The organism is Caulobacter sp. FWC2, from assembly GCF_002742625.1.
Classification (GTDB): Bacteria; Pseudomonadota; Alphaproteobacteria; order Caulobacterales; family Caulobacteraceae; genus Caulobacter.
Map to the genome: position 1 here is coordinate 2,010,283 of NZ_PEBF01000001.1, position 19,609 is coordinate 2,029,891.

Genomic DNA, 19,609 nt, shown 5'->3' on the forward strand with positions numbered 1-19,609 from the left:
GCTGCGCCTCAGAGGACGGGCAGGCCGGCCGGTTGCGGCTCGACCAGGGCGCCGGCGCGCCGCACCGGCGCGCGCAGCGCTCGGAGGACAGGGCGAGCGTCCAGAGCCTCGGCATAGACGTCCAGCACCTCGTCCAGGATCTCCGTCCATCGATAGGCGGCGCTGCGTTCCAACGCCTCGGCGCCGAGGCGCAGCCGCTCGTCGCGATAGACGAGCAACCCCGACAGGGCGTCGGCATAGGCGGACGGTTGATCCGGGCAGAGCAGGGCGTTGCGGCCATTGCGCAGCAGTGCGCGCGTGTTGGGCGCATCGGCGCAGACCATCGCCAGGCCCGAGGCCATCGCCTCCAGATTGACGTTGCCGAACGTCTCCGTGGTGCTGGGATTGAGGAAGATGTCACCGCTAGCCAGCGCCGTGGCCAGGGCCTCGCCGGTCAGGAAGCCGGTGAAGACAGCCGAGGGTATCCGCTCCTGGAACCAGGACCGGCCAGGACCGTCGCCGATCACCGCCACCTGCGGGGCATGGCCCGCCGCTTCCAGCCGGCCAATGGTCTCGGCGAAGGCCGCCAGGCCCTTCTCCATGACGATTCGTCCGAGAAAGACGATCACCGGACGATCAGGGACGAAGCCCTGGCTCAACCGCCAGGCCTCGCTGCGGCGTCCGGGATGGAAAAGGACCGGATCGACGCCGCGCGCCCAGGTGCGGATGCGGGCCGGCAGGTTCTGGGCGCGAAGCTCGTCGCCGATCGCCTCGGTCGGCGCCAGCACATAGTCGCACGCGCCGTAGAATTTCCAGAGTTGACGGCGCACCAGCGGGCGCAGCCGACCAAGCCCGTAGTAGTCGAGATAGGTGTCGAACAGGGTGTGCAAGCTGGCGACGACCGGGACCTTCAAGGCGCGTCCGAACTTCAACGCCGCCGAGCCCAGAAGGTCCGGCGCGGAAAGGTGGATCAGGTCGGGCTTGAACGCCTCGACATCGCGCCGTACGGCGCGCGGCAGGCCCAGCGCCAGACGATAGTCCCGCCGAAATGGGATCTTCACGGACGGCACCGAGATCAGTTCGCCCATCGGCTCGAAAGCGGGGTTCGGTCCGGTCGGAGAATAGACCCGCACCTGTGCGCCTACCGTACTCTGCAGGTGGCCGACCAGGCGGTTCAGCGACTTGTTCGCGCCATCGAGGGTGTAGTTGTAGTTCCCCGAGAACAAGGCAATCCGCAACGGGCGCGCACCATCGGTGTGCGTCATCAGCGCCTTGATATCCATGATTGTCCTTCCATGAGCACGCCCTGGCCCCCCGGCCACTACGACGACGCGCTTGCCCCACCACCACAAGGAATCTCGAACTGGATGAGACCTACACCCGCTCACGTCGTCTTTTTGTGAAGGTGGCCCGCCGCACGACCGTCATGGTGATGCTTTAACGGTGAGGGCGGACTATTTTTTGGGAAACGCGATGCGGGTAGTGGATGTCGCCGAGTTCTATTCGCCCACCGGCGGGGGCGTGCGAACCTATATCGACCGCAAGTTCGAAGCGGCGGCCCAACTGGGCCACGAGCTCTTCGTCATCGCGCCGGGGCCGGAGGACAGGTTCGAGCCGCGTGGCCCGGGCGGCCTGATCCAGGTTCGCGCGCCGCGGCTGCCGTTCGATGCGAACTACCACATGTTCTGGGACGCGAAGCCCGTGCATCGCTGGCTCGATTCGTTGTCGCCGGACCTGGTCGAGGCGTCTTCACCCTGGCGCGGCGCCTGGATCGTCGCCAACTGGCCCGCGCCGGTCGCGCGCGCCATGTTCATGCATGCGGATCCCGTGGCGACCTATCCTCAACGATGGCTGGCCCCGGTCGCCGGCCCCGAGCGGATCGACCAGCTCTTTGAATGGTTCTGGAGCTATCTGCGTAATCTGACCGGCCATTTCGCCTCCGTCGTCACCGGTGGGCACTGGCTCGCACAGCGTTTCGAGCGCCAAGGCGTGAAGGCTGTGAAGGGCGTCCCGCTCGGTATTGATCGTGGCTCGTTCTCCCCTCGATTCAGGGACGAGCGCCTGCGATCAGAACTGCTCAGGGCTTGCGCGTGCCCAGACGATGCGAAGCTGGCCTTGGCCGTGGGACGGTTTCATCCGGAAAAACGCTGGCCTCTGGTGATCGAGGCCGTGACCACGGCCCGCGCCGATGGCCCCATCGCCCTCGTCCTGGTAGGCGACGGCATCGACCGCGCCAGGGTCCTGCGCGCGGCCGCCGGCAAGGCCCATGTCCATTTGATCCCGCCGATCCTGGATCGACGTTTGCTGGCCACTCACCTCGCCAGCGCCGATGTCCTCGTGCATGGCTGCGACTCGGAGACCTTTGGTCTGCTGCCGGCGGAGGCCATGGCCAGCGGTCTTCCCCTCGTCGGACCGGATCGGGGCGGCTTCGCCGATCTCGCCCAGCCGTCGACGTCGGAGATCTATCGCGCCGGCGATACCGAAGCGGCGACTGCCGCCATCCGTCGATTGTTCGCGCGCGATCCAGGCGCCCTGAAGGTCGCCGCGGTCACGGCCGCGACCAGGGTCCGGTGCGACAAGGACCACTTCGCTGATCTGTTCGACCACTATCAGGCAGTGGCGGGCAGAACGCGGTCGATCGCGCCGCGTCCGATTTCCCATCCGCTAGAAGCGTTCGGCGCGAGAGCTTGACCCGCGTGACGCAAACCGACACCCCCGGTCAGAACGGCGCGAGAAGCAAGACCGCGCGCTGGTGGACCCTGCTGGGCGGCGTGCTGTCCATCGGCCTGGTCGTCGCCATCGTCCTGCAACTCGGCGGCGCGACGTCGGACGTGCTGAAGACGATCGGCCGGCTGCCGCCCCTCGTCTGGCTGGCGCTCCTGCTGCTCTATTTCGTTCAGACGCTCTTCGACTTCGCGATCTTCCGGCGTCTTTGGAATATGCCCCTGGCCGGCATCGAGGCGCTGCTGCGCAAGAACGTCATCAACGAAGTCGTGCTCGGCTATAGCGGCGAAGCGTTCCTGTATGTCTGGGCGCGGCGAGCGGCCGCCGCGGTGTCCGAGCCGTTCGCCGCCATCAAGGACGCCAATATCGTCTCGGCGTTGCTCGGTAATCTCCTGACCCTGGCGCTCGCGGCGGTCAGCGTCACTCAACTTCGCGAGCTCGATTTCGCTGGGCGGCTCGGGCCTGCCCTGTGGTCGGGGCTTATTCCGCTGGCGATCTCGGTTGGCGTTCTGGCCTTCGGGCGTCGCGTCTTCTCGCTGCGCCTGGGGCAGCTTGTCTATGTCGCGGCGATTTGCGGTCTGCGCCTGATCGTCTGGACCGCGCTCACGGTCCTGATCTGGAGCATTGCCCTGCCGGATGTCGCCCCCGGGCTGTGGGTCGTCCTTATGGCGATCCGCTTCCTGGTTTCGCGCATCCCGCTGATCTCCAACAAGGATCTGGTGTTCGGAAACCTGATGCTGCTTCTGCTGGGAGCGCACTCGGCCGTCGCCGTGCTGCTGGCCGCGCTGGCGGTCGTGACGCTGGGTATGCATCTGATCGTCATCGTCGGGCTTGGCGCGGCCGATCTGGTGCGCGGCATGCGACGCGCCTCTGCTTCACAGGCGTCGATCGTCCCGGCGGCCGTCGAACCCCAGGGCGTCCATGACTAGCTGGCGTGTGACGATCCCGGGGCGGGATATCTGGCGGGTCGGTCTGGTCGAAACGCCCATAGCCGAGGTCGCTCGGCGCGGCTTCTCGCCCGAGACGCCCGTCCACTGGCTGCCCGAGGAAGGTCGGCTGAAGTTCCTGGCCGATCCGTTTGGCGTCTGGCATGACGGCCGCCTGCATCTGTTCGTCGAGGCCTATGACTATCGGACCCGGCACGGCGTCATCGAGCTGATCGAGCTCGGCGCGGATTTCTCGCCGATCGGGCGGTCGGTCGTCCTACGCGAGCCCTGGCATCTGTCCTATCCGCAGGTCTTTGAGGCAGACGGCGCGTATTGGATGCTGCCCGAGGCCTACCGCTCTGGCGCGCTGACCCTCTACCGAGCGGCGGAATTTCCCCGTGTCTGGGAGCCGGTCGCGCGTCTGGAGCTGGATACGCCGGCGATCGACGCCACGCCGTTCCGCCACGATGGCCTGTGGTGGCTGGCGTATTCACCGACCGGACCGCAGCGATGGAAGCAGGGGAGGCTGCATCTGGCCTTCGCCGAACGCTTGACGGGACCGTGGCGGATCCATCCGGGCAACCCGGTCCGCAACGATCTCGCCTCCAGTCGCCCGGGGGGCACGGCGTGGATCGAGCATGGACTGCCGCGCCTTCCGATGCAGGACTGCACGCGCACCTATGGCGGCGGCCTCCGCCCGTTGACGATCCTCAGGCTCGACACTCGACGTTTCGAAGCTGAAGCGGGTCCGCCCCTGGACCTTCCGCCGGGCGCGGCGGCGTACTCGCACGGCCTGCATACGTTGTCGGCTTGTGGTCCGGTCACCCTGTTCGACGTCAAGCGCATCGACCGGTCGCTGTGGTAGCGTCGCGTCAAATGAGGCTCGACCTCCGAAGGGAGGAGGCGGCGCCGTGCGTGTCCTGACCTTCCTGCATAGCTTCGAGCCTGGCGGCGTCGAGCGCATCGCGTTGCGACTGGTGCGGCAATGGCGAGTCCATGACGTCGACGCGCCCCTGTTCATGGGCCGAACGGAGGGCGACATGGCGGGTGATGTCGGCGCGGATCTCGATTTCATCGTGCCGCCCAAGGCCGGTCCTCACAGGGCGAAGATGGAAACGCTCTGGATGATCCGGACGCTTCCCAGGGTGGTGCGCAGAGTCCGCCCCGACGTCCTGTTCTGCTCGGGCAATACCTACGCCGTCGTGGCCGTGGCGCTGAAATTTCTGCTCGGTCGCGATTGCCCGCCCGTCCTGGTCAAGGTCAGCAACGACCTCGATCGCCAGGACCAGCCAAGGTGGTTCCGTTTCTTCTATCGCCTTTGGCTCAAGACCCAGGGACGCCATCTGGATCATTTCATCGGCATGGAAACGCCGATGGCCGAGGAGATCGCCGAAAGTCTCTGTGTGTCCGCGGACCGTATCACCATCATCCCCGACCCCGCCTTGTCCAAGCCGTTGATCGAAAGGTTGCGGGCGGCGCGCGGTCGTGGTCGGGGCGAAGGCGGTGGCCGGCGCTTCGTGTGCGTGGGGCGACTTACGGCGCAGAAGAATATCGCCTTGATGCTTCGCGCCTTCGGGCGCGGCGCGCGCGACGACGATACCCTGACCGTGATCGGCGACGGCTTCGAGCGCGCCAATCTCGAAGGCCTCGCGCGGGATCTCGGGCTTGAAGGGCGCGTGAGGTTCCGGGGCTATGTCCCTGAGCCGGCGACGCTCCTGCCTGAGTTCGACGTCCTGCTTCTGTCGTCGAACTATGAGGGCGTGCCCGCCGTCGTTCTGGAAGCGCTCGCGGCCGGACTTCCCATCGTGGCCACCGATTGCAGTCGCAGCATGCCGACCTTGCTCGGCCACGGCGCGATGGGCGACCTTGTCCCGGTGGGCGACGAGCAGGCGCTGGCCGAGGCGATCGCAAGGGCGCGGCCGTCTTTCCAGGACCAGGACCTCAGCCTCGCGCAGGCGCAGCGCTTCACGATCGAGGACGCCGCCGAAGCCTATCTCCGGGTTATGTCCCGCCTTTGTCGCCAGCGGAACAGTGACGCCCGTTAGCCCTTGGCCGAGAGGATCGCGCCGAGCGACGGCGCCAGCGCCGAGCCCAAGGCGCTGGCGGCAGGGTGTTCGTCCCGCAGCTTCGAGCGTTGGAAGAGCATCAGCTTGCGCCGGATCGTCGGTGCGGTCAGCGGGATCAGCCTGATCTTGTCGGTCTCGTAGCCCCTTGCGTAGAGCCAGGGGATGACGCCCAGGGCCATGCCCGCGCCGACCAGGCCGAACAGTGAGCCGACCTGGTCCACCCGGAAGCGCTGGGAGGGCGAAAGGTTGTTCTGGCGCATGGCCGCAGAACTCAGCTCGCCGATGCTGCCGCCGGTGAAGTGGACGATTTCATCGCCCTCCAGGGCGCTCCAGGGCAGGGCGGCGTGCGAGGCCAGGGGATGGTCGACCGGCGCGGCCAGCATCATCTCGTCCTCGGTAATCAGGCTGGCCTCGACATCGTCCTCGACACGTCCCAGCACGCCGACGACGAGGTCGAGGGCGCCGGACCTTAGGTCGGCCATGAGGCTGTCGTTCTTACCGTCGCGCAGATGGAAGCAGATGTCGGGTCGCTCCTGGCCGAGGCGCGCGATGGCCTCGGCCGCGGCGGGCACCACCGAGGGAATGACGCCGACGCGTACGACCGCCCGGCCGCGCGTGGCCACGTCCGTCATGTCGACGAAGGCGTTCTCGGCGGTGGTCAGCAGGCGACGGGCATGCGGCAGGAAGGCCGCGCCCGCCTCGGTCAGGGCGACGTGGTGGGTGCTGCGGTCGAACAGGCGCAGGCCCATATGATCCTCGACCTGACGGATCGCAGCGCTGAGCGCCGGCTGCGACACCATCATCCGCTCGGCCGCGCGGCTGAAGTTCGCCGACTCGGCCAGGGCCGTGAAGAACCTCAGTTGGCGGAGCGAAATGGCTTGGGTGCGGGTCGCGGAGCGGGGAAGTGTGGCGATCGAAGACGGGGGCACGGCGGGCATCCAGCAAGACTGGATCGCGCTTCCGGATTGGCTATAAGCGCGATCTATAGCGAGATAATTACAAAGAATTTCCCTTTCTAAGGGGGCTCGCTAGCGTCACTTCATCGCGCTTCCACCCATCAGTATAAATATAGGGCAGGGAAGATCGAAGTCGTGCTCAGGGGAGTGCGGATTTTGATCATCTCCACCTATCAGGGTGAACAACAATAAATAGAAACGGCTGGGGAGGGCTGTCGGCGGAGCGCGCCAACAACCAAGGGGGTTCTTCGATGTCGTCCTTTTCCGGTTCCGCGCTCGACGAGACCCACGGCCGCCGCAAGCGCGCGTCGTGGTTCGGACTAGCCTCCACCGCCGTCCTGGCCGCCGTGGCCTGCGGCTCCGTCGCCAGCGCCCAGGAAGCGCCGTCCGATCAGGTCGAGGCCATCGTCGTCACCGGCTCGCGCATCAAGAGCCCCGACGCCACCAGCGTCAGCCCAGTCGGCACTATCGGTGACAAGGAAATCGCCCGTCGCGGCGTCGTGCGGGTCGAGGACCTGATCAACACCCTGCCGCAGGCCTTCGCCGACCAAGGCAGCGGCAATCGCGGCGGCACCGTCGGCGCCAGCGGCACGGCGACCATCAACCTGCGCAACCTCGGCAATCAGCGGACCCTGGTCCTGATCGACGGTCGTCGCTTGATGCAGGGCGATCCGGCCCGCTCGGCGGCCCAGGCGGCCGACATCAACAACATCCCGGCGGCGCTTATCCAGCGCATCGACGTGGTCACGGGCGGCGCCTCGGCCGTCTATGGCTCGGACGCCCTGGCCGGGGTCGTCAACTTCATGCTCAAGCGCGACTTCGACGGCGTGCAGGTGGACGCCCAGGGCGGCCTCTACATGCACTCGAACGGCAACGCGATCGCTTCGGCGGCGCGGGCGGCCGGTCAGCTACCGGCGTTCGGCCGCAGCTTCGACGGCGAGCAGCAGAGCTATTCGATCACCGCCGGCAAGAACTTCGATGAAGGCCGCGGGAACGTCACCGGCTTCTTCAGCTACAAGCACATCTCCGGCGTCGGCACCAAGGATCGCGACTTCTCGACCTGCAACCTGTCGGCCACGGCGACCGGCTATGCCTGCTCGCTGTCCAGCGCCACCTATCCGGTCCAGTTCCAGCTGACCAACCCGACCACCGGCGCGACGCGCGGCAGCTACGCCCTGGAAGGCAATACGCTGCGCACCTATCGCAGCACCGACGGCTTCAACAACGGCAACACCTACGACCTGCAGTCGCCCGACAAGCGCTACAACGCCGACCTGTTCGCTCGATACCAGTTCTCGGACAAGGCCGAGGCCTATGGCGAGCTGATGTACATGCGCGACGAGGCGGACATCAAACTGTCGCCGACCGCCGTGTTCACCGTCTCTGAGAAGATCAACTGCAACAACCCGCTGATGTCGGCCCAGGAAAAGAACCTGATCTGCACCTCGGTCGGCCTGTCCGACGCGCAGAGCGCCAATGTCATCGTCTCGCAGCGCAACGCCCTGGGCGGCTCGCGTCATGACTACACGAACCACACATCGTATCGCGGCGTGGCGGGCCTGCGCGGCGATCTGAATTCGCACTGGCGCTATGACGTCTACGCCCAGTACGGCCGCACCGACTACAGCTCGCGCCTGACCGGCGACTACTCGCTGGCCAAGTTCGCCAAGGCCCTGCGCGCGGTGACCGACAGCAGCGGCAAGGTCGTCTGCGAGTCGGTGGCCAACGGGACCGATCCGTCGTGCGTGCCGATCAACCTGTTCCAGGTCGACGGCATCACCCCGGCGGCGCTGAACTACGTGCAGAACGTGGTCTATCGCGACGGCTACACCGAGGAGAGCATCCTCAGCGGCTCTTTGACCGGCGACCTGGGCGTGACCAGCCCATTCGCGTCCTATCCGATCGGCGTGGCCATCGGCGCTGAATACCGCAAGGAAAATATCAGCTTCCAGCCGGACAGCTTCTACAGCAGCCGTGACGTGGCGGGGAACTCGGGCGGTGAATTCCCGATCGCCGGTTCGTTCGACGTCAAGGAAGTCTATGGCGAGATCCGCGTCCCGCTGGTCGAGAACAAGCCATTCTTCAAGAGCCTGTCGGTCGAGGGCGGCGTCCGCTACTCCGACTACAGCACGGCCGGCGACACCTGGGCCTACAAGGGTGGCGGCGAGTGGGCGCCGATCAGCGACGTGCGCCTGCGCGCCAGCTATCAGCGCGCCGTCCGCGCGCCCAACCTGGTGGAGCTGTTCGGTCCCCAGCGCGTCGTGACCGCGGCGATCACCGATCCGTGCGAAGGCGCGACGCCGAAGGCGACCGCCGCCCAGTGCGCGCTATCGGGCGTGACCGCGCTGCAGTACGGCTCGATCGCGCCGGCGGCGGGCCAGCAGTCGGGCGCCATGGTCGGCGGCAACCCGAACCTGGATCCCGAAACCTCGAACACCAAGTCGTTCGGCGTGCAGTTCACCCCGCGCTTCGTGCAGGGCCTGAGCGTCTCGATCGACTATTTCGACATCGACGTGAAGAAGCTGATCACCACGGTGCCGGCCAGCATCGAGCTGAACCAATGCATCAATTCCGGCATCTCTTGCGATCTGATCAAGCGTAACTCGGCCACCGGCTCGCTGGTGACCAGCGGCTATGTCGTCACCACCAGCATCAACGCCGGCTACCTGAAGACCAAGGGCTTGGATTTCGCGGCCAGCTACGCTCACGACCTGCCGGAACTGTTCGGCGCCGACCTCGGCCGCCTGGGCCTGAACTTCGCGGGCACCAGGACCGACAAGTACGAAGTCCAGATCCTGCCGGGCCTGGCTCCGTACCGTTGCGACGGCTATTTCGGCGTAACGTGCGGCCAGCCGATCCCCCAATGGCGTCACCGCCTGGTGGCGGACTGGACCCTGCCCAGCGGCGTCAACCTGTCGACCACCTGGCGCTACATCGGCGGTACGAAGAACGACAAGTCCAGCACCTCGATCTACCTGACCGGGACCTATCAGCCCTACGACCTGAAGATGCCCAGCGTCAGCTATGTCGACTTCGCCGCCTCGGCCAATGTCACCGAGAAGATCACCCTGCGCCTCGGCGTCAACAACGCCTTCGACAAGGATCCGCCGGTGACCGCCAGCACGGGCGGCCAGACCTCGAACGGCGCCTTCTTCGCCGGGATGTACGACTCGCTGGGTCGCTACATCTTCGTGGGCGCCACCGCCCGCTTCTGATCAAGTCCCTTTTCGATCCAGACGCGGGAGGGGCGTTTTTCCTCCCACGTCCAGGCCAAGGATCTCTCATGCTGCCCTGTCGCTTCTCCCCTTATTTGCGCCACGCAGCCCTTGGCCTGGCGGCGCTGCTCGCGAGCCAGGCGCTCGCGGGCGGCGCGCTCGCCCAAAACGCTTTCACGACCGCTTCGCCATCCACGGCGAGCAAGGAGAAGGTCCTGATCTTCTTCGACAACGACTTCCTTGGCCCCGGTCAGAGCAACATCCAGTCGCTGATCCCGCTACTGCGCGACGACCGGGTCAAGCTGCTGGGCATCGGCGTCGTCACGGGCGACGCGTGGCTGAAGGAAGAAGCCGCGCACGCTCTGCGCTTCCTCGAAATCGCCAAGCGCCCCGACGCCGCCGTCCACCTGGGCGCGCAGATGCCTTTGATCCGCACCCAGGCCGAGATGGCCAACTGGGAGGCGCGCTACGGCAAGGTGCCGTTCAAGGGCGCCTGGAGCACGCCGCGTCCGGGCCGCACCTATCACCCCCAGGATCCCGACCTGATCCCACCGATGCCCGAGGGCGAGCCGAAGCTCAAGGCGTCTGAAGAGGACGCCGTCCACGCTCTGATCCGCAACGTCCGCGCTCATCCTGGCGAGGTGACCATCGTCAGCGCCGGCCCGCTGACCAACATCGCCCTTGCCCTGCGCATCGCGCCCGACATCGCGACCTTGGCCAAGGAAATCGTCATCGAGCCGGGCAAGCTGGACACTGCCGTGGCGCGGGTGACCGGCAACACCGACTACGCCACCGACTTCAACTTCATCTTCGATCCGGAGGCCGCGCACATCGTGCTGACAGCGCCGTGGAAGAAGATCACCGTGATGGGCAATGTCACCGCCGCCGCCAAGGCGACGCAGGAGGTGGTCGATCGCATCGGCGCGTCCGGCACGCCGGTGGCCACCTACGTCAAGACCTACGCCCGCATCGGTCAGCCCCTGTGGGACGAGATCACCGTGGCCGTCGCCATCGACCGCTCGCTGGTCACCGAGGAACTGGTGGCGCGGATGGACGTCGACACCTTCGCCGGCCCGTCCTATGGCCAGCCGGTCGTCTGGAAGTCGGACATGGCCCCCAATGCCGGGGAGCGCGAGGTCCACATCGTGCGGGCCATCGACGTGCCGCGCTTCGTCGAGACCTTCGTGGCGCAGGCCTCCAAATGAGCCGTCTTCACACCTTCCTCGACCGCCGCTTCGCCCTGAGAGCGCGCGAGACGACGATCAGCCGCGAGATGGTGGCGGGCCTGACCAGCTTCCTGGCGGCCGCCTATCTGATCGTGGTCATTCCGTCGCTGCTGTCGACCGGCGGCATGGACCGGGGCGGGGCGACCACGGCGGCGATCCTGGTGATGGCTCTGGGCAGCCTCCTCATGGGGTTCTACGCCAACCTGCCGTTCATCGTCGGCCCTGGCATCGGCGGTTCGGTGATCCTGGGCGTGACCCTGGCCCACACAGAGCATGTGCCGTTCGCCACCGGTCTGGCCATCGCCATGACCTCCGGCCTGCTGTTCATGGTCCTGACCCTGACCGGCGCGCGCGAGCTGGTCGTCAAGATGATCCCGCCGCAGATCAAGCTCGGCCTGGGCGCGTCGATCGGCCTGTTCATCGCCATGCTGGGCTGCCGCGACGCCGGCATGGTCGCGGTCAACGCCAAGACCATGGCCCTAAAGCTGGGCGACTTCTCCCAGCCCGGACCCGTGGTGGCCCTCATCGGCCTGGCCGTCGCCCTGGCCCTGCAGGCGCGTAAGGTTCCCGGTGCGGTGCTGGCCGGCATCGCCGCCGCCGCCGTGGCGGGCATCCCTCTGGGCCTGACCAAGCTGCCGCCGAGCCTGCTTTCGCTTCCGCATGGCCTTGGACCGGTCGCCCTGCAGGTCGACTTCGCGGGGGCGTTCAGCCTGGCGGCTCTGCCCTATGTCTTCGCCTTCTTCGCCGGTGAATTCTTCTCGACCCTGGGCACCACGCTGGCCATCGGCGCCAAGGCCGGGCTGACCGACGCCGAGGGCAACCTGCCGGGCATCGAGCGACCGTTCCTGGTCGACTCCTTCGCCGCCGCCGTGGGGCCGCTGATCGGCATCCCGGCTGGCACCGCCCTGGTCGAGTCCGCCGCTGGCGTCGAGGCGGGCGGCCGCACCGGCCTGACCCCGGTCACTGCCGCCGTGCTGTTCCTGGGCGCCCTGTGTCTGTTGCCGCTGGCCATGGCCATCCCCAAGCAGGCCACGGCTCCTGCTCTGATCCTGATCGGCGTCTCGATGCTGGGCACGATCCGCCACCTGCGCAGCGAGGACGTCACCGATCTCTTCCCCGCCATGGCCATGGTGCTGCTGACCCTGATCTCCAACAGCTTCGGCACCGGCATCGCCGGCGGCCTGCTGGTCCACGTCATCGTCCAGGTGCTGGCCGGCAAAGCGCGCGAGATCCCGATCGGTCTGTTCATCCTGGCCATTCCGCTTGGCTATTATTTCTACACGGCCGCCACGCACTGATGACCTACACAGCCCCATCCATCGGAGCCGTCCCCGCGTCCACGCTGGGGCGCCCGACGACCGACGCCCAGCGCGCGGTGTTCCGCGCCCTTCCCAAGGTCGAGCTGCACTGCCACCTGCTGGGCTCGGTGCGGCGCGAGACCTTCACGGACATGGTCCGGCGCCGTGGCGCGCCGATCACCGAGGCCGACATCGCCGCCTTTTACGAGCGCGGCGAGAAGCCGGTTGGCGTCCTGCGGGTATTGCGAGCCCTGGAACGCCATCTGCTAGTCGAACCCGACGACTTCCGCCGGATCACCTACGAATACCTCCATGACGCGGCGGCCGAGGGCGTGCGTCACGCCGAGTTCTTCTGGAACCCGACAGCGACCGTCCGCGACACCGGCCTGGCCTATCGCGAGGCTCAGGCGGGGATCCTGACGGGCATTCGCGAGGCGCGCGCCGATGTCGGCGTCAGCGCGCTGCTGATCCCGAGCATTGACCGCGAGGCCGAGGCCTCCAGCGCGCTGGAGATGGTCGAGCTGATGCTCGATTGCCGCGACGCTGCCGTGCCCGGGATCGGCATCGACTACCGCGAGAACGACCGTCCGCCCGAGCTCTTCGCCGAGGCCTATGCCCTGGCGCGCCGCAACGGCCTGAAGGCCACGGCCCACGCTGGCGAGTTCGGCATGCCCTGGACCAACGTCCAGACCGCCGTCGACCTGCTGAAGGTCGACCGCATCGACCACGGCTATACCATCGTCGACAATCCTGATCTGGCCCGGCGCTATGCCGAGCGGGGCCCGGTGTTCACGATCGTACCGACCAATTCCTACTACCTGCGCACGCTGGAGCCCGAGCGCTGGGCAATCGACCATCCGATCCGCGCCATGTCGGCGCTGGGCCTGAAACTGCACCCCAACACCGACGACCCGACCTTGCACAACGTCACGCCGGGCGGAGCGTGGGAGCTGATGCACAGCCACCTCGGCTACGATATGGCCGACCTGCGTGCGATGATGCTGAACGGCGTGGACGGTTCCTGGGCCGACGACGACCAGAAAGCCGAATGGCGCGCGCGCTGGCCGGCCGAGTTCGACGCTCTGGTCGCGACGACGGATTGGCCCGGTCCGGCGGTCTTCCCCCGTTGAGCGGTCTGACGGCGGCGATCATCCGGCAAAGCCGCGCGGCGGCGGCCGATATTCCGCCCGCCACGCTCGACATGGCGGGCCTCTGCGTCCTCGACTGGTTCGGCCTGGCGATCGGCGGTGCGGATGAGCCCGCGACGCGTCTGATCCGCGAGGTGGCGCTCATGGAGGGCTCGGCGCCGGCAGCCTCGGCGGTCGGCGCAGGAAAGCGTTTCAGCGCTCGCCAGGCCGCCGTGGTCAACGGCGTGGCCGGCCATGCGCTGGACTATGACGACGTCAATCTGGCGATGCATGTGCACCCGACGGCGGTGATCCTGCCTGGGCTATTGGCCCTGGCCGAGGCCGAAAGGCTGGCGGGCCGCGCCGTGATCGAGGCCTTCGTCGCCGGCTACGAGGCCGCCGGCATGATCGGGACTCTGATAAGCACGAGTCACTATGCGCGCGGGTTCCACGCCACCGGCACGATCGGCGCGTTTGGCGCGGCGGCAGCCTGCGCGCATCTGCTGGGCCTCGACGAAGAGGCCACGGCGCGGGCCTACGGCTTGGCGGGCTCGCAGGCGGCAGGGCTGAAGGCGCAGTTCGGGACCATGGCCAAGCCGCTGCACGCGGGGCGCGCCGCCGAGGCCGGCGTGATGGCGGCGCTGTGGGCGCGCGCTGGCTTGAGCGCCCGGGCCGACATCCTGGAGCATCCGCGCGGTTTCGCCGCCACCCAGAGCGACGGGCTGCCGGCGGAGGGGCTGCGCTGGGACGGCCACGCCATGGACAAAAACCTCTTCAAGCACCACGCCGCCTGTTTCGGCACGCACGGGACCCTGGAGGCGATCGGAGCCTTGCGTCGCCAGGGCCTGGCCCCCGAGGCCGTTCGCGCGATCCGCCTGAAGGTCGACGCCGGCGCCGACGCGATGTGCAACATCGCCGAGCCCCGGACGGGGCTGGAGGCCAAGTTCAGCCTGCGCTTCAACGCCGCCCTGGCCCTGCATGGCATTGATACCTCCGACGTTGGCGCCTATGCCGATGCCGTCGTTCAACGCGCCGATCTGCAAACCGTGCGGGCCATCACCGAGGTCGAGCTGGCGCCAGCCGGATGGCCCGAGGACGTCACGGAAGTCACCGTCGAGACCCGCGATGGCCGGATGCTGGTGGCCTGCCACGACGTTTCCAAACCGGCCGGTGATTTGAACGTCCTGAAAGGGAAGCTGCGGACGAAGTTCCTGAATCTGGTCGAACCTCGTCTTGGTGTGTCGCGCGCGAAGGCGCTGATGAATCTAGTCGAAACCCTGGTTTCTACGGAGAGCCTCGACGGGCTGCTCGCGGCCTCATGCGGTGGCGCCTAGGCGACGGAAGTCTGATGCCGCGCCTGGCTAGCTTCGAAGACGGCGAGATAGGCGTCCGCCACCGGCGTGATCCGGTACGCTTCAACCGTAGTGATGAGGGCGGAGGGCTCTGGTGGCGCGGCGGCGAGTTCGGCTTCGAGCGCCCTGGCGAGGCCGTCCACATCGCCCGGCGCCGCGACGCGTCCGCGCCCGGGGGTGGCGAGAAGGTCCCGGACCGCCGGCGTGCAGTCCGTGGCGACGACGGGGCGGCCGCGCCCCAGGGCCTCGACGATGACCGCACCGAAGCCCTCGTGCCAGGAGCTGAGCAGCAGCAGCCGCGCGCGATCCAGCCAGGGTCCTATGTCGGGAGCGTAGCCAGCGAAGGTCACGCGATCACGAACGCCGAGCTTGTCGGCCAGGGCCTCCAGTTCCGCGCGCAGCGGCCCATCGCCGACGAAGGCCAGGCGGGCTTCAGGATCAGCGATCTTGGCGAAGGCCTTCAGCGCGATGTCGTAGCCCTTCTCCGGGGCCAGGCGCCCCGCCGCGACGATCAGCTTGCCGGAGGCGATGTCCGCCTGATGGACGGTGTCGTCGAGCGCGGGAAGGGGGACGGCGGTGGCAATGCGACGGCCCAACAGTCTGTCCGTCTCCGGAACGGTTTGAGACGACAGCGTCACCATCGCGTCGACGTCCCGCAGCCGGCGGCGAGCGCCGGCCTCGAACGCCCACTGTTTCAAGCCTTTGCGGCCATGTTTGAAGATCGGCGAACTGACCTGGGCGACGATGGCCGGACGATTGTCGCGCAGACCCTGGGCGACAGACCGGCAGACCGACCAGTGGAAGTTTCCCGGAACGAACAGCACATCGGCCGGGTGGCGGCGCAGATGCTCGGCCACGGCGCGGCCCAGGCGGAGCCGCGAGCCCAAGCCGCGCGGGATCGGCGGGGCGCATTCAACCAGCTCGACAACCTCCGACACCAAACCCGCCTGGGCGCCCGTCGCCGAGCCGCACAGGAGGGTAACTTGATGGCCCGCCCGAGCCCAGGCTGCGGTCAGGCGAAGGGCGACGCGCTCGGTGCCACCCAGGGGCAGGTCATGCAGAATGACGAGGATCTTCACGTCAGGCGACCGCGCGCTTCAGGCGCTGCACGATCGCCGCGCCGCGCGCCGCGAACTGCTCGGCCCCGAAGCGGGCCTGGACGCGGGCGCGCGCGGCCTGACCCATAGGCGCCAGGCGCTCCGGGTTCGACAGCGCTTCGGCCAGGGCGACGGCTAGGGCGGCCGGATCGCGGGGCGGAACAAGGAAGCCCGTCTCGCGGTCCACGATGCTGTAGGGCAGCTCGCCGACCGCCGAGGCCAGCACCGGCAGGCCAGCCTGCATGGCCTCGTGGGCGGCGACGCAAAGGCCCTCCGAACGCGAGGGCTGCAGGTAGAGGTGCAAGGTCGCCAGCAAGCTGGGCGGATCTTGGCAGAAGCCGACGAAACGGACGTTGTCGAGCCCGGCCGTCGCCCTCTGGGCTTCCAGCCGATCCAGTTCGCCGCCGTCGCCGGCGATCAGCACCTCGAAAGGCGTGGCGGGGGCGAAGCCCTGGGTCTTCAGCTGGCTCAGGGCGTCCAGCAGGACGTCATAGCCTTTCACGGGGTGCAGCCGGCCCAGCGCACCGAGGCGCAGGGTCTCGCCGGGGCGCCACGGCAGGGCTTGCGGCGCGTCGGCGTTGACCGAGAAGATCGGCCAGCAGACCAGCTTGTCCGGATCGGGTGCGATCCGTTCGGCGGTCAGGGCGGTGACGCTCTCGGAGTCACCGATCCAAAGCGCCGAGGCCGCGCGACGCCAGCGTAGCAGCGCGCGGTTGGCGGGCTTGAGGAAGGCGGCGTGCTGCCAGCTGACCACCGGCTTGCCCAGCCAGCCGCCAACGATCTGGCCCATCAGGGTCGCGCGGGTCAGGGAGGTCCAGACGACGTCGGGCTTCCAGACCTTCAGTTCGGCGTGCAGCCAGCGCAGGGCGGTGACCTGCTGCTTTTCACTGGCCGGACAGACTCGCACGTCCAGGCCGGCCGCCTCCATGGCGATGGCCCCGCGACCGTCGCGGAGGCTGAGGGCGAAGACCGCGACCTCCGCGCCCTCGTTGCGCAGCACCCTGGCGATGGCGGGGACAGGCGACTGGGCGCCGCCGCCTTCGACGGAGTTGATCACATAGGCGATACGCATGTCAGGCGGTCATACTCGGGCGGCCATGCTAGGCGGTTTGCGGCGTGCTCGCGGTCGAGCGGGCCTGGGTGGCCAGCGCCGCGGCCAGCAGGGCCATGGTCAGCACCGCCTGGGCGACGATGCAAGGACCGATGGCGCCCTGGCCCCAGAGGGGCAGGGCGAATGACAGCAGGGCGATGAGGCCGAGGCTCCCCGCGAGGTTCATGCTGGCCGACAGGCTGGGACGGCCCAAGGCGGTCAAGGCGGCGCTGAGCGGCGGGGCGCAGAGCAGGAGAGTGCGGGCGATGGCCAGCCACAGCATCAGCCCGCCAGCCGCGGCGAAGCCGTCGCCGCCCATCAGCCTGGCGAAGGTGTCTCCGAAAAGGCCGAACAGGATGCAGACCGGGATGGCCACCGCCATGGTCACGCCGCTGGCCTTGGCGATCGTCGAGATGACCAGCGCCGTCTCGCCCTTGGCCGCCAGCTTCGCCAGCTCGGCATAGGCCGCCTGGCCCAGGCTCTGGGCGGGCTGTGCGATCACGGTGGTGGCGCGCTGGGCGATGGCGAAGAGGCCGGCGGCGGTCGGGCCGCCCAGCCAGCCGATGGCAAGCGGCGTCACGCGCGCGGCCAGCTCGGCGAAGGTCACGTCGGCGTTGGCGCCGAGCATGAAGCGGACGATGCCCGGGTTCTCGGCCCGGACGCCGCGCAGGTCGGCGCGCACGGTCAACTTTCGCAAGGAGGGCGGCATGGTGGCGAAGGCCATGATCCACATGACCGCCCACTCCAGCACCGCCGCGGCCAGCCACGCCCACAGGAAGCCGACCAGCCCCCAGCCGCCGGCCCAGGCGACGAAGGCGCCGACCAGCCGCACGACGGGCGGGACCAGGCTGTGGGCGCCCAGCAGGCCGAAGCGACCGGTGACCTGCAGATAGCCCGCGGCCGTGGCGCGCACGGTGGCCAGCACCGCCAGGCTGTAAGGCAGGCTCAGTTCGATGGCGCGCGGCGACCAGCCAAGCTTGGCGCCGATCCACGGCGCCAGCAGCGCGGCGACCACGACGGCGATAACGCCACAGGCCAGTTCCAGCGCCGCGGCGCATTTCAGCAGGCGGGCCAGCCGTTGCTCGTCGCCTGCGAGTAGGGCTTGAGCGCCATAGCGTACGACCGCATGCCAGCCGGGGAACTCGATGATCCCGCCGACGGCCAGCACATAGGTGTGGACCAGCACGAGAATGCCGTAGTCCCTCGGACCCAAGGCGTGGGCCGCCAGGGCGATATAGACGAGGCTGATGACCCCGGCCCCGGCCTTGCCGCTGAGGAGACGAAGCGTATTGCCGAAGATGCCGCGCAGCGCGCCGCGATCCTCAGCCATAGGCGACACGGGCGAATTCGGCGATCGGCTGCAGCAGCGGTGCGGTCAGGCCGGCGAAGGTCGCCACGGCGCGCGCGGCGCGGCGCGCCGAGGGCTCCTCGGTCAGGTCGAAGCTGTTCTCGAACTGCTCGCGCTGGACATGCCGATAGCCATCGGCGTGATCGGCGGAGGCCGTTTCCAGCGCGCTGCCCAGCTGGTCGACGCCGGTGATCACCCGGCCCAGGTTCCAGTGGTTGAAGTTCTTGTCGTCCTGCCAGTCATGGCCTTGCGGGTTCAGGAAGATGCACGGCCGCGAGCGCAGCAGGAACTCATAGACCTGGCTGCTGGCGTCGCCGAGATAGATGTCGGCGGCCTGGGTGTAGGCCATGGTCGTCGAGGCGCGGCTGCCCAGATCGATATGGATGTTCGGCGCGTTCAGGTGGCGCGCCTCCATGCGGCCGGGACGATCGATGCGCAGCTTGTCGACACTGATCGTGAATGGTCGCTCGAAAAGCATGACGTGCGGCGCGAAGATCAGCTGGTACTCCGGATGGTCGACGAACCAGTCCAGCACCTGGCGACCGGCGGTGAACCACGACGACAGATGCGGCGAGACGTGCGGATTGTACAGCACCAGCGGACGTCCGTCGTTCGGCAGAGGCCGCACGGGGGCGGCAGAGGCCAGATCGAACTTCGGATAACCGACCACCGAGATTGCTTCCGGCTTCACGCCGGTGTCGCTGATCAGGCGCTCGCGGATTTTGGGACCCGAGACCAGCACGTGGTCGAAGAGAGCGCTGGCGGGGTCGAAGCCGACGGCCCGGTCGCCGGCGCCGTGGCGGGTGTGGACGATCTTCAGGTGATCCAGGCCGAACTGGGTCTTGAGGATCAGCGAGGTCTTCTCGGCGACCACCAGCACGTCGATCGAGCGGAAGAACTCGAGGTTGTCGCGGTAGAACAACAGCTTGCCGGCGGGCACAAGGCGCTCCAGCACCTGGTGCGCCAGCCGGCTGGACTTGCGCGTCAGGCCCAGTTCCACGACAGGAAGGCCAGGCCTGCCTCCGCTCAACCGCGTCACCTCGGCGGTCAGCCGGGCGTTCGACGTCGCGATGACGATCTCGGCGTCGAGATGGGCGTCCAGCATCGCCAGGGCGATCGGCAGGCTGTGCGCCACCTGATGAACTTGGTCGTGATTGAAGAGGAAACAGATCCGCATACCAGTCTGACGCCGCCGATCGAGCTGG

The 19,609-nt window shown here is 67.9% G+C and carries 15 protein-coding genes; 9 read left to right on the forward strand and 6 right to left on the reverse strand.

What is annotated here, in order from left to right:
* Positions 1-8: 8 nt before the first annotated feature.
* On the reverse strand, positions 9-1,262 hold the full coding sequence (locus CSW62_RS09700) for a glycosyltransferase family 1 protein (protein WP_099577253.1): 1,254 nt from the start codon (positions 1,260-1,262) through the stop codon (positions 9-11).
* Positions 1,263-1,452: 190 nt separating this feature from the next.
* Here CSW62_RS09700 and CSW62_RS09705 point away from each other — a divergent pair, with 190 nt between their 5' ends.
* Genes CSW62_RS09705 through CSW62_RS09725 form a run of 4 tightly spaced genes read left to right on the forward strand, consistent with a single transcriptional unit; the run spans position 1,453 to position 5,674 of the window.
* Entirely contained in the window at positions 1,453-2,670 is a 1,218-nt protein-coding gene (locus CSW62_RS09705) for a glycosyltransferase (RefSeq protein WP_099577255.1), read from the forward strand.
* A gap of 5 nt (positions 2,671-2,675) precedes the next feature.
* On the forward strand, positions 2,676-3,632 hold the full coding sequence (locus CSW62_RS26390) for a hypothetical protein (protein WP_158235416.1): 957 nt from the start codon (positions 2,676-2,678) through the stop codon (positions 3,630-3,632).
* Entirely contained in the window at positions 3,625-4,494 is an 870-nt protein-coding gene (locus CSW62_RS09720) for a hypothetical protein (RefSeq protein WP_199170559.1), read from the forward strand. Before CSW62_RS26390 ends, CSW62_RS09720 begins: the two co-directional genes overlap by 8 nt.
* 46 nt (positions 4,495-4,540) lie before the next feature.
* A complete protein-coding gene (locus CSW62_RS09725) occupies positions 4,541-5,674 on the forward strand; it encodes a glycosyltransferase (RefSeq protein WP_143324365.1) in 1,134 nt (377 codons plus the stop codon).
* Here the strand turns inward: CSW62_RS09725 and CSW62_RS09730 are convergent.
* Positions 5,671-6,624, reverse strand: a complete 954-nt coding sequence (locus CSW62_RS09730; RefSeq protein ID WP_158235417.1) for a LysR family transcriptional regulator — start codon at positions 6,622-6,624, stop codon at positions 5,671-5,673. The genes CSW62_RS09725 and CSW62_RS09730 overlap by 4 nt on opposite strands.
* A gap of 278 nt (positions 6,625-6,902) precedes the next feature.
* Between CSW62_RS09730 and CSW62_RS09735 the strand changes: the two genes are divergently transcribed.
* The 5 genes from CSW62_RS09735 to CSW62_RS09755 all read left to right on the forward strand — a co-directional run bounded on the left by CSW62_RS09735 (position 6,903) and on the right by CSW62_RS09755 (position 14,851).
* The gene (locus CSW62_RS09735; protein WP_099577263.1) at positions 6,903-9,866 is read left to right on the forward strand and encodes a TonB-dependent receptor; all 2,964 of its coding nucleotides are present in this window, start codon (positions 6,903-6,905) and stop codon (positions 9,864-9,866) included.
* Between the two features lie 68 nt (positions 9,867-9,934).
* Positions 9,935-11,071: a nucleoside hydrolase gene (locus CSW62_RS09740; RefSeq protein WP_099577265.1), complete on the forward strand. Its 1,137-nt coding sequence runs from the start codon at positions 9,935-9,937 to the stop codon at positions 11,069-11,071.
* Positions 11,068-12,390, forward strand: coding sequence for an NCS2 family permease (locus CSW62_RS09745; protein WP_099577267.1), 1,323 nt, complete (start codon positions 11,068-11,070; stop codon positions 12,388-12,390). The genes CSW62_RS09740 and CSW62_RS09745 overlap by 4 nt, the downstream gene beginning before the upstream one ends.
* Entirely contained in the window at positions 12,390-13,520 is a 1,131-nt protein-coding gene (gene add, locus CSW62_RS09750) for an adenosine deaminase (RefSeq protein ID WP_099577269.1), read from the forward strand. Before CSW62_RS09745 ends, add begins: the two co-directional genes overlap by 1 nt.
* Positions 13,439-14,851 (forward strand): MmgE/PrpD family protein, encoded by a 1,413-nt coding sequence (locus CSW62_RS09755; protein ID WP_099577271.1) that lies wholly within the window; start codon positions 13,439-13,441, stop codon positions 14,849-14,851. Before add ends, CSW62_RS09755 begins: the two co-directional genes overlap by 82 nt.
* Here the strand turns inward: CSW62_RS09755 and CSW62_RS09760 are convergent.
* Genes CSW62_RS09760 through CSW62_RS09775 form a run of 4 tightly spaced genes read right to left on the reverse strand, consistent with a single transcriptional unit; the run spans position 14,848 to position 19,581 of the window.
* Positions 14,848-15,948, reverse strand: coding sequence for a glycosyltransferase (locus tag CSW62_RS09760; protein ID WP_099577273.1), 1,101 nt, complete (start codon positions 15,946-15,948; stop codon positions 14,848-14,850). The two genes, CSW62_RS09755 and CSW62_RS09760, sit on opposite strands and share 4 nt — an antisense overlap.
* Position 15,949: 1 nt before the next feature.
* Positions 15,950-17,038 (reverse strand): glycosyltransferase, encoded by a 1,089-nt coding sequence (locus CSW62_RS09765; RefSeq protein WP_099577276.1) that lies wholly within the window; start codon positions 17,036-17,038, stop codon positions 15,950-15,952.
* 28 nt (positions 17,039-17,066) lie between these two features.
* The gene (locus tag CSW62_RS09770; RefSeq protein WP_099577278.1) at positions 17,067-18,386 is read right to left on the reverse strand and encodes a lipopolysaccharide biosynthesis protein; all 1,320 of its coding nucleotides are present in this window, start codon (positions 18,384-18,386) and stop codon (positions 17,067-17,069) included.
* Positions 18,379-19,581: a hypothetical protein gene (locus tag CSW62_RS09775; protein ID WP_099577280.1), complete on the reverse strand. Its 1,203-nt coding sequence runs from the start codon at positions 19,579-19,581 to the stop codon at positions 18,379-18,381. Before CSW62_RS09775 ends, CSW62_RS09770 begins: the two co-directional genes overlap by 8 nt.
* Between the last annotated feature and the right edge of the window lie 28 nt (positions 19,582-19,609).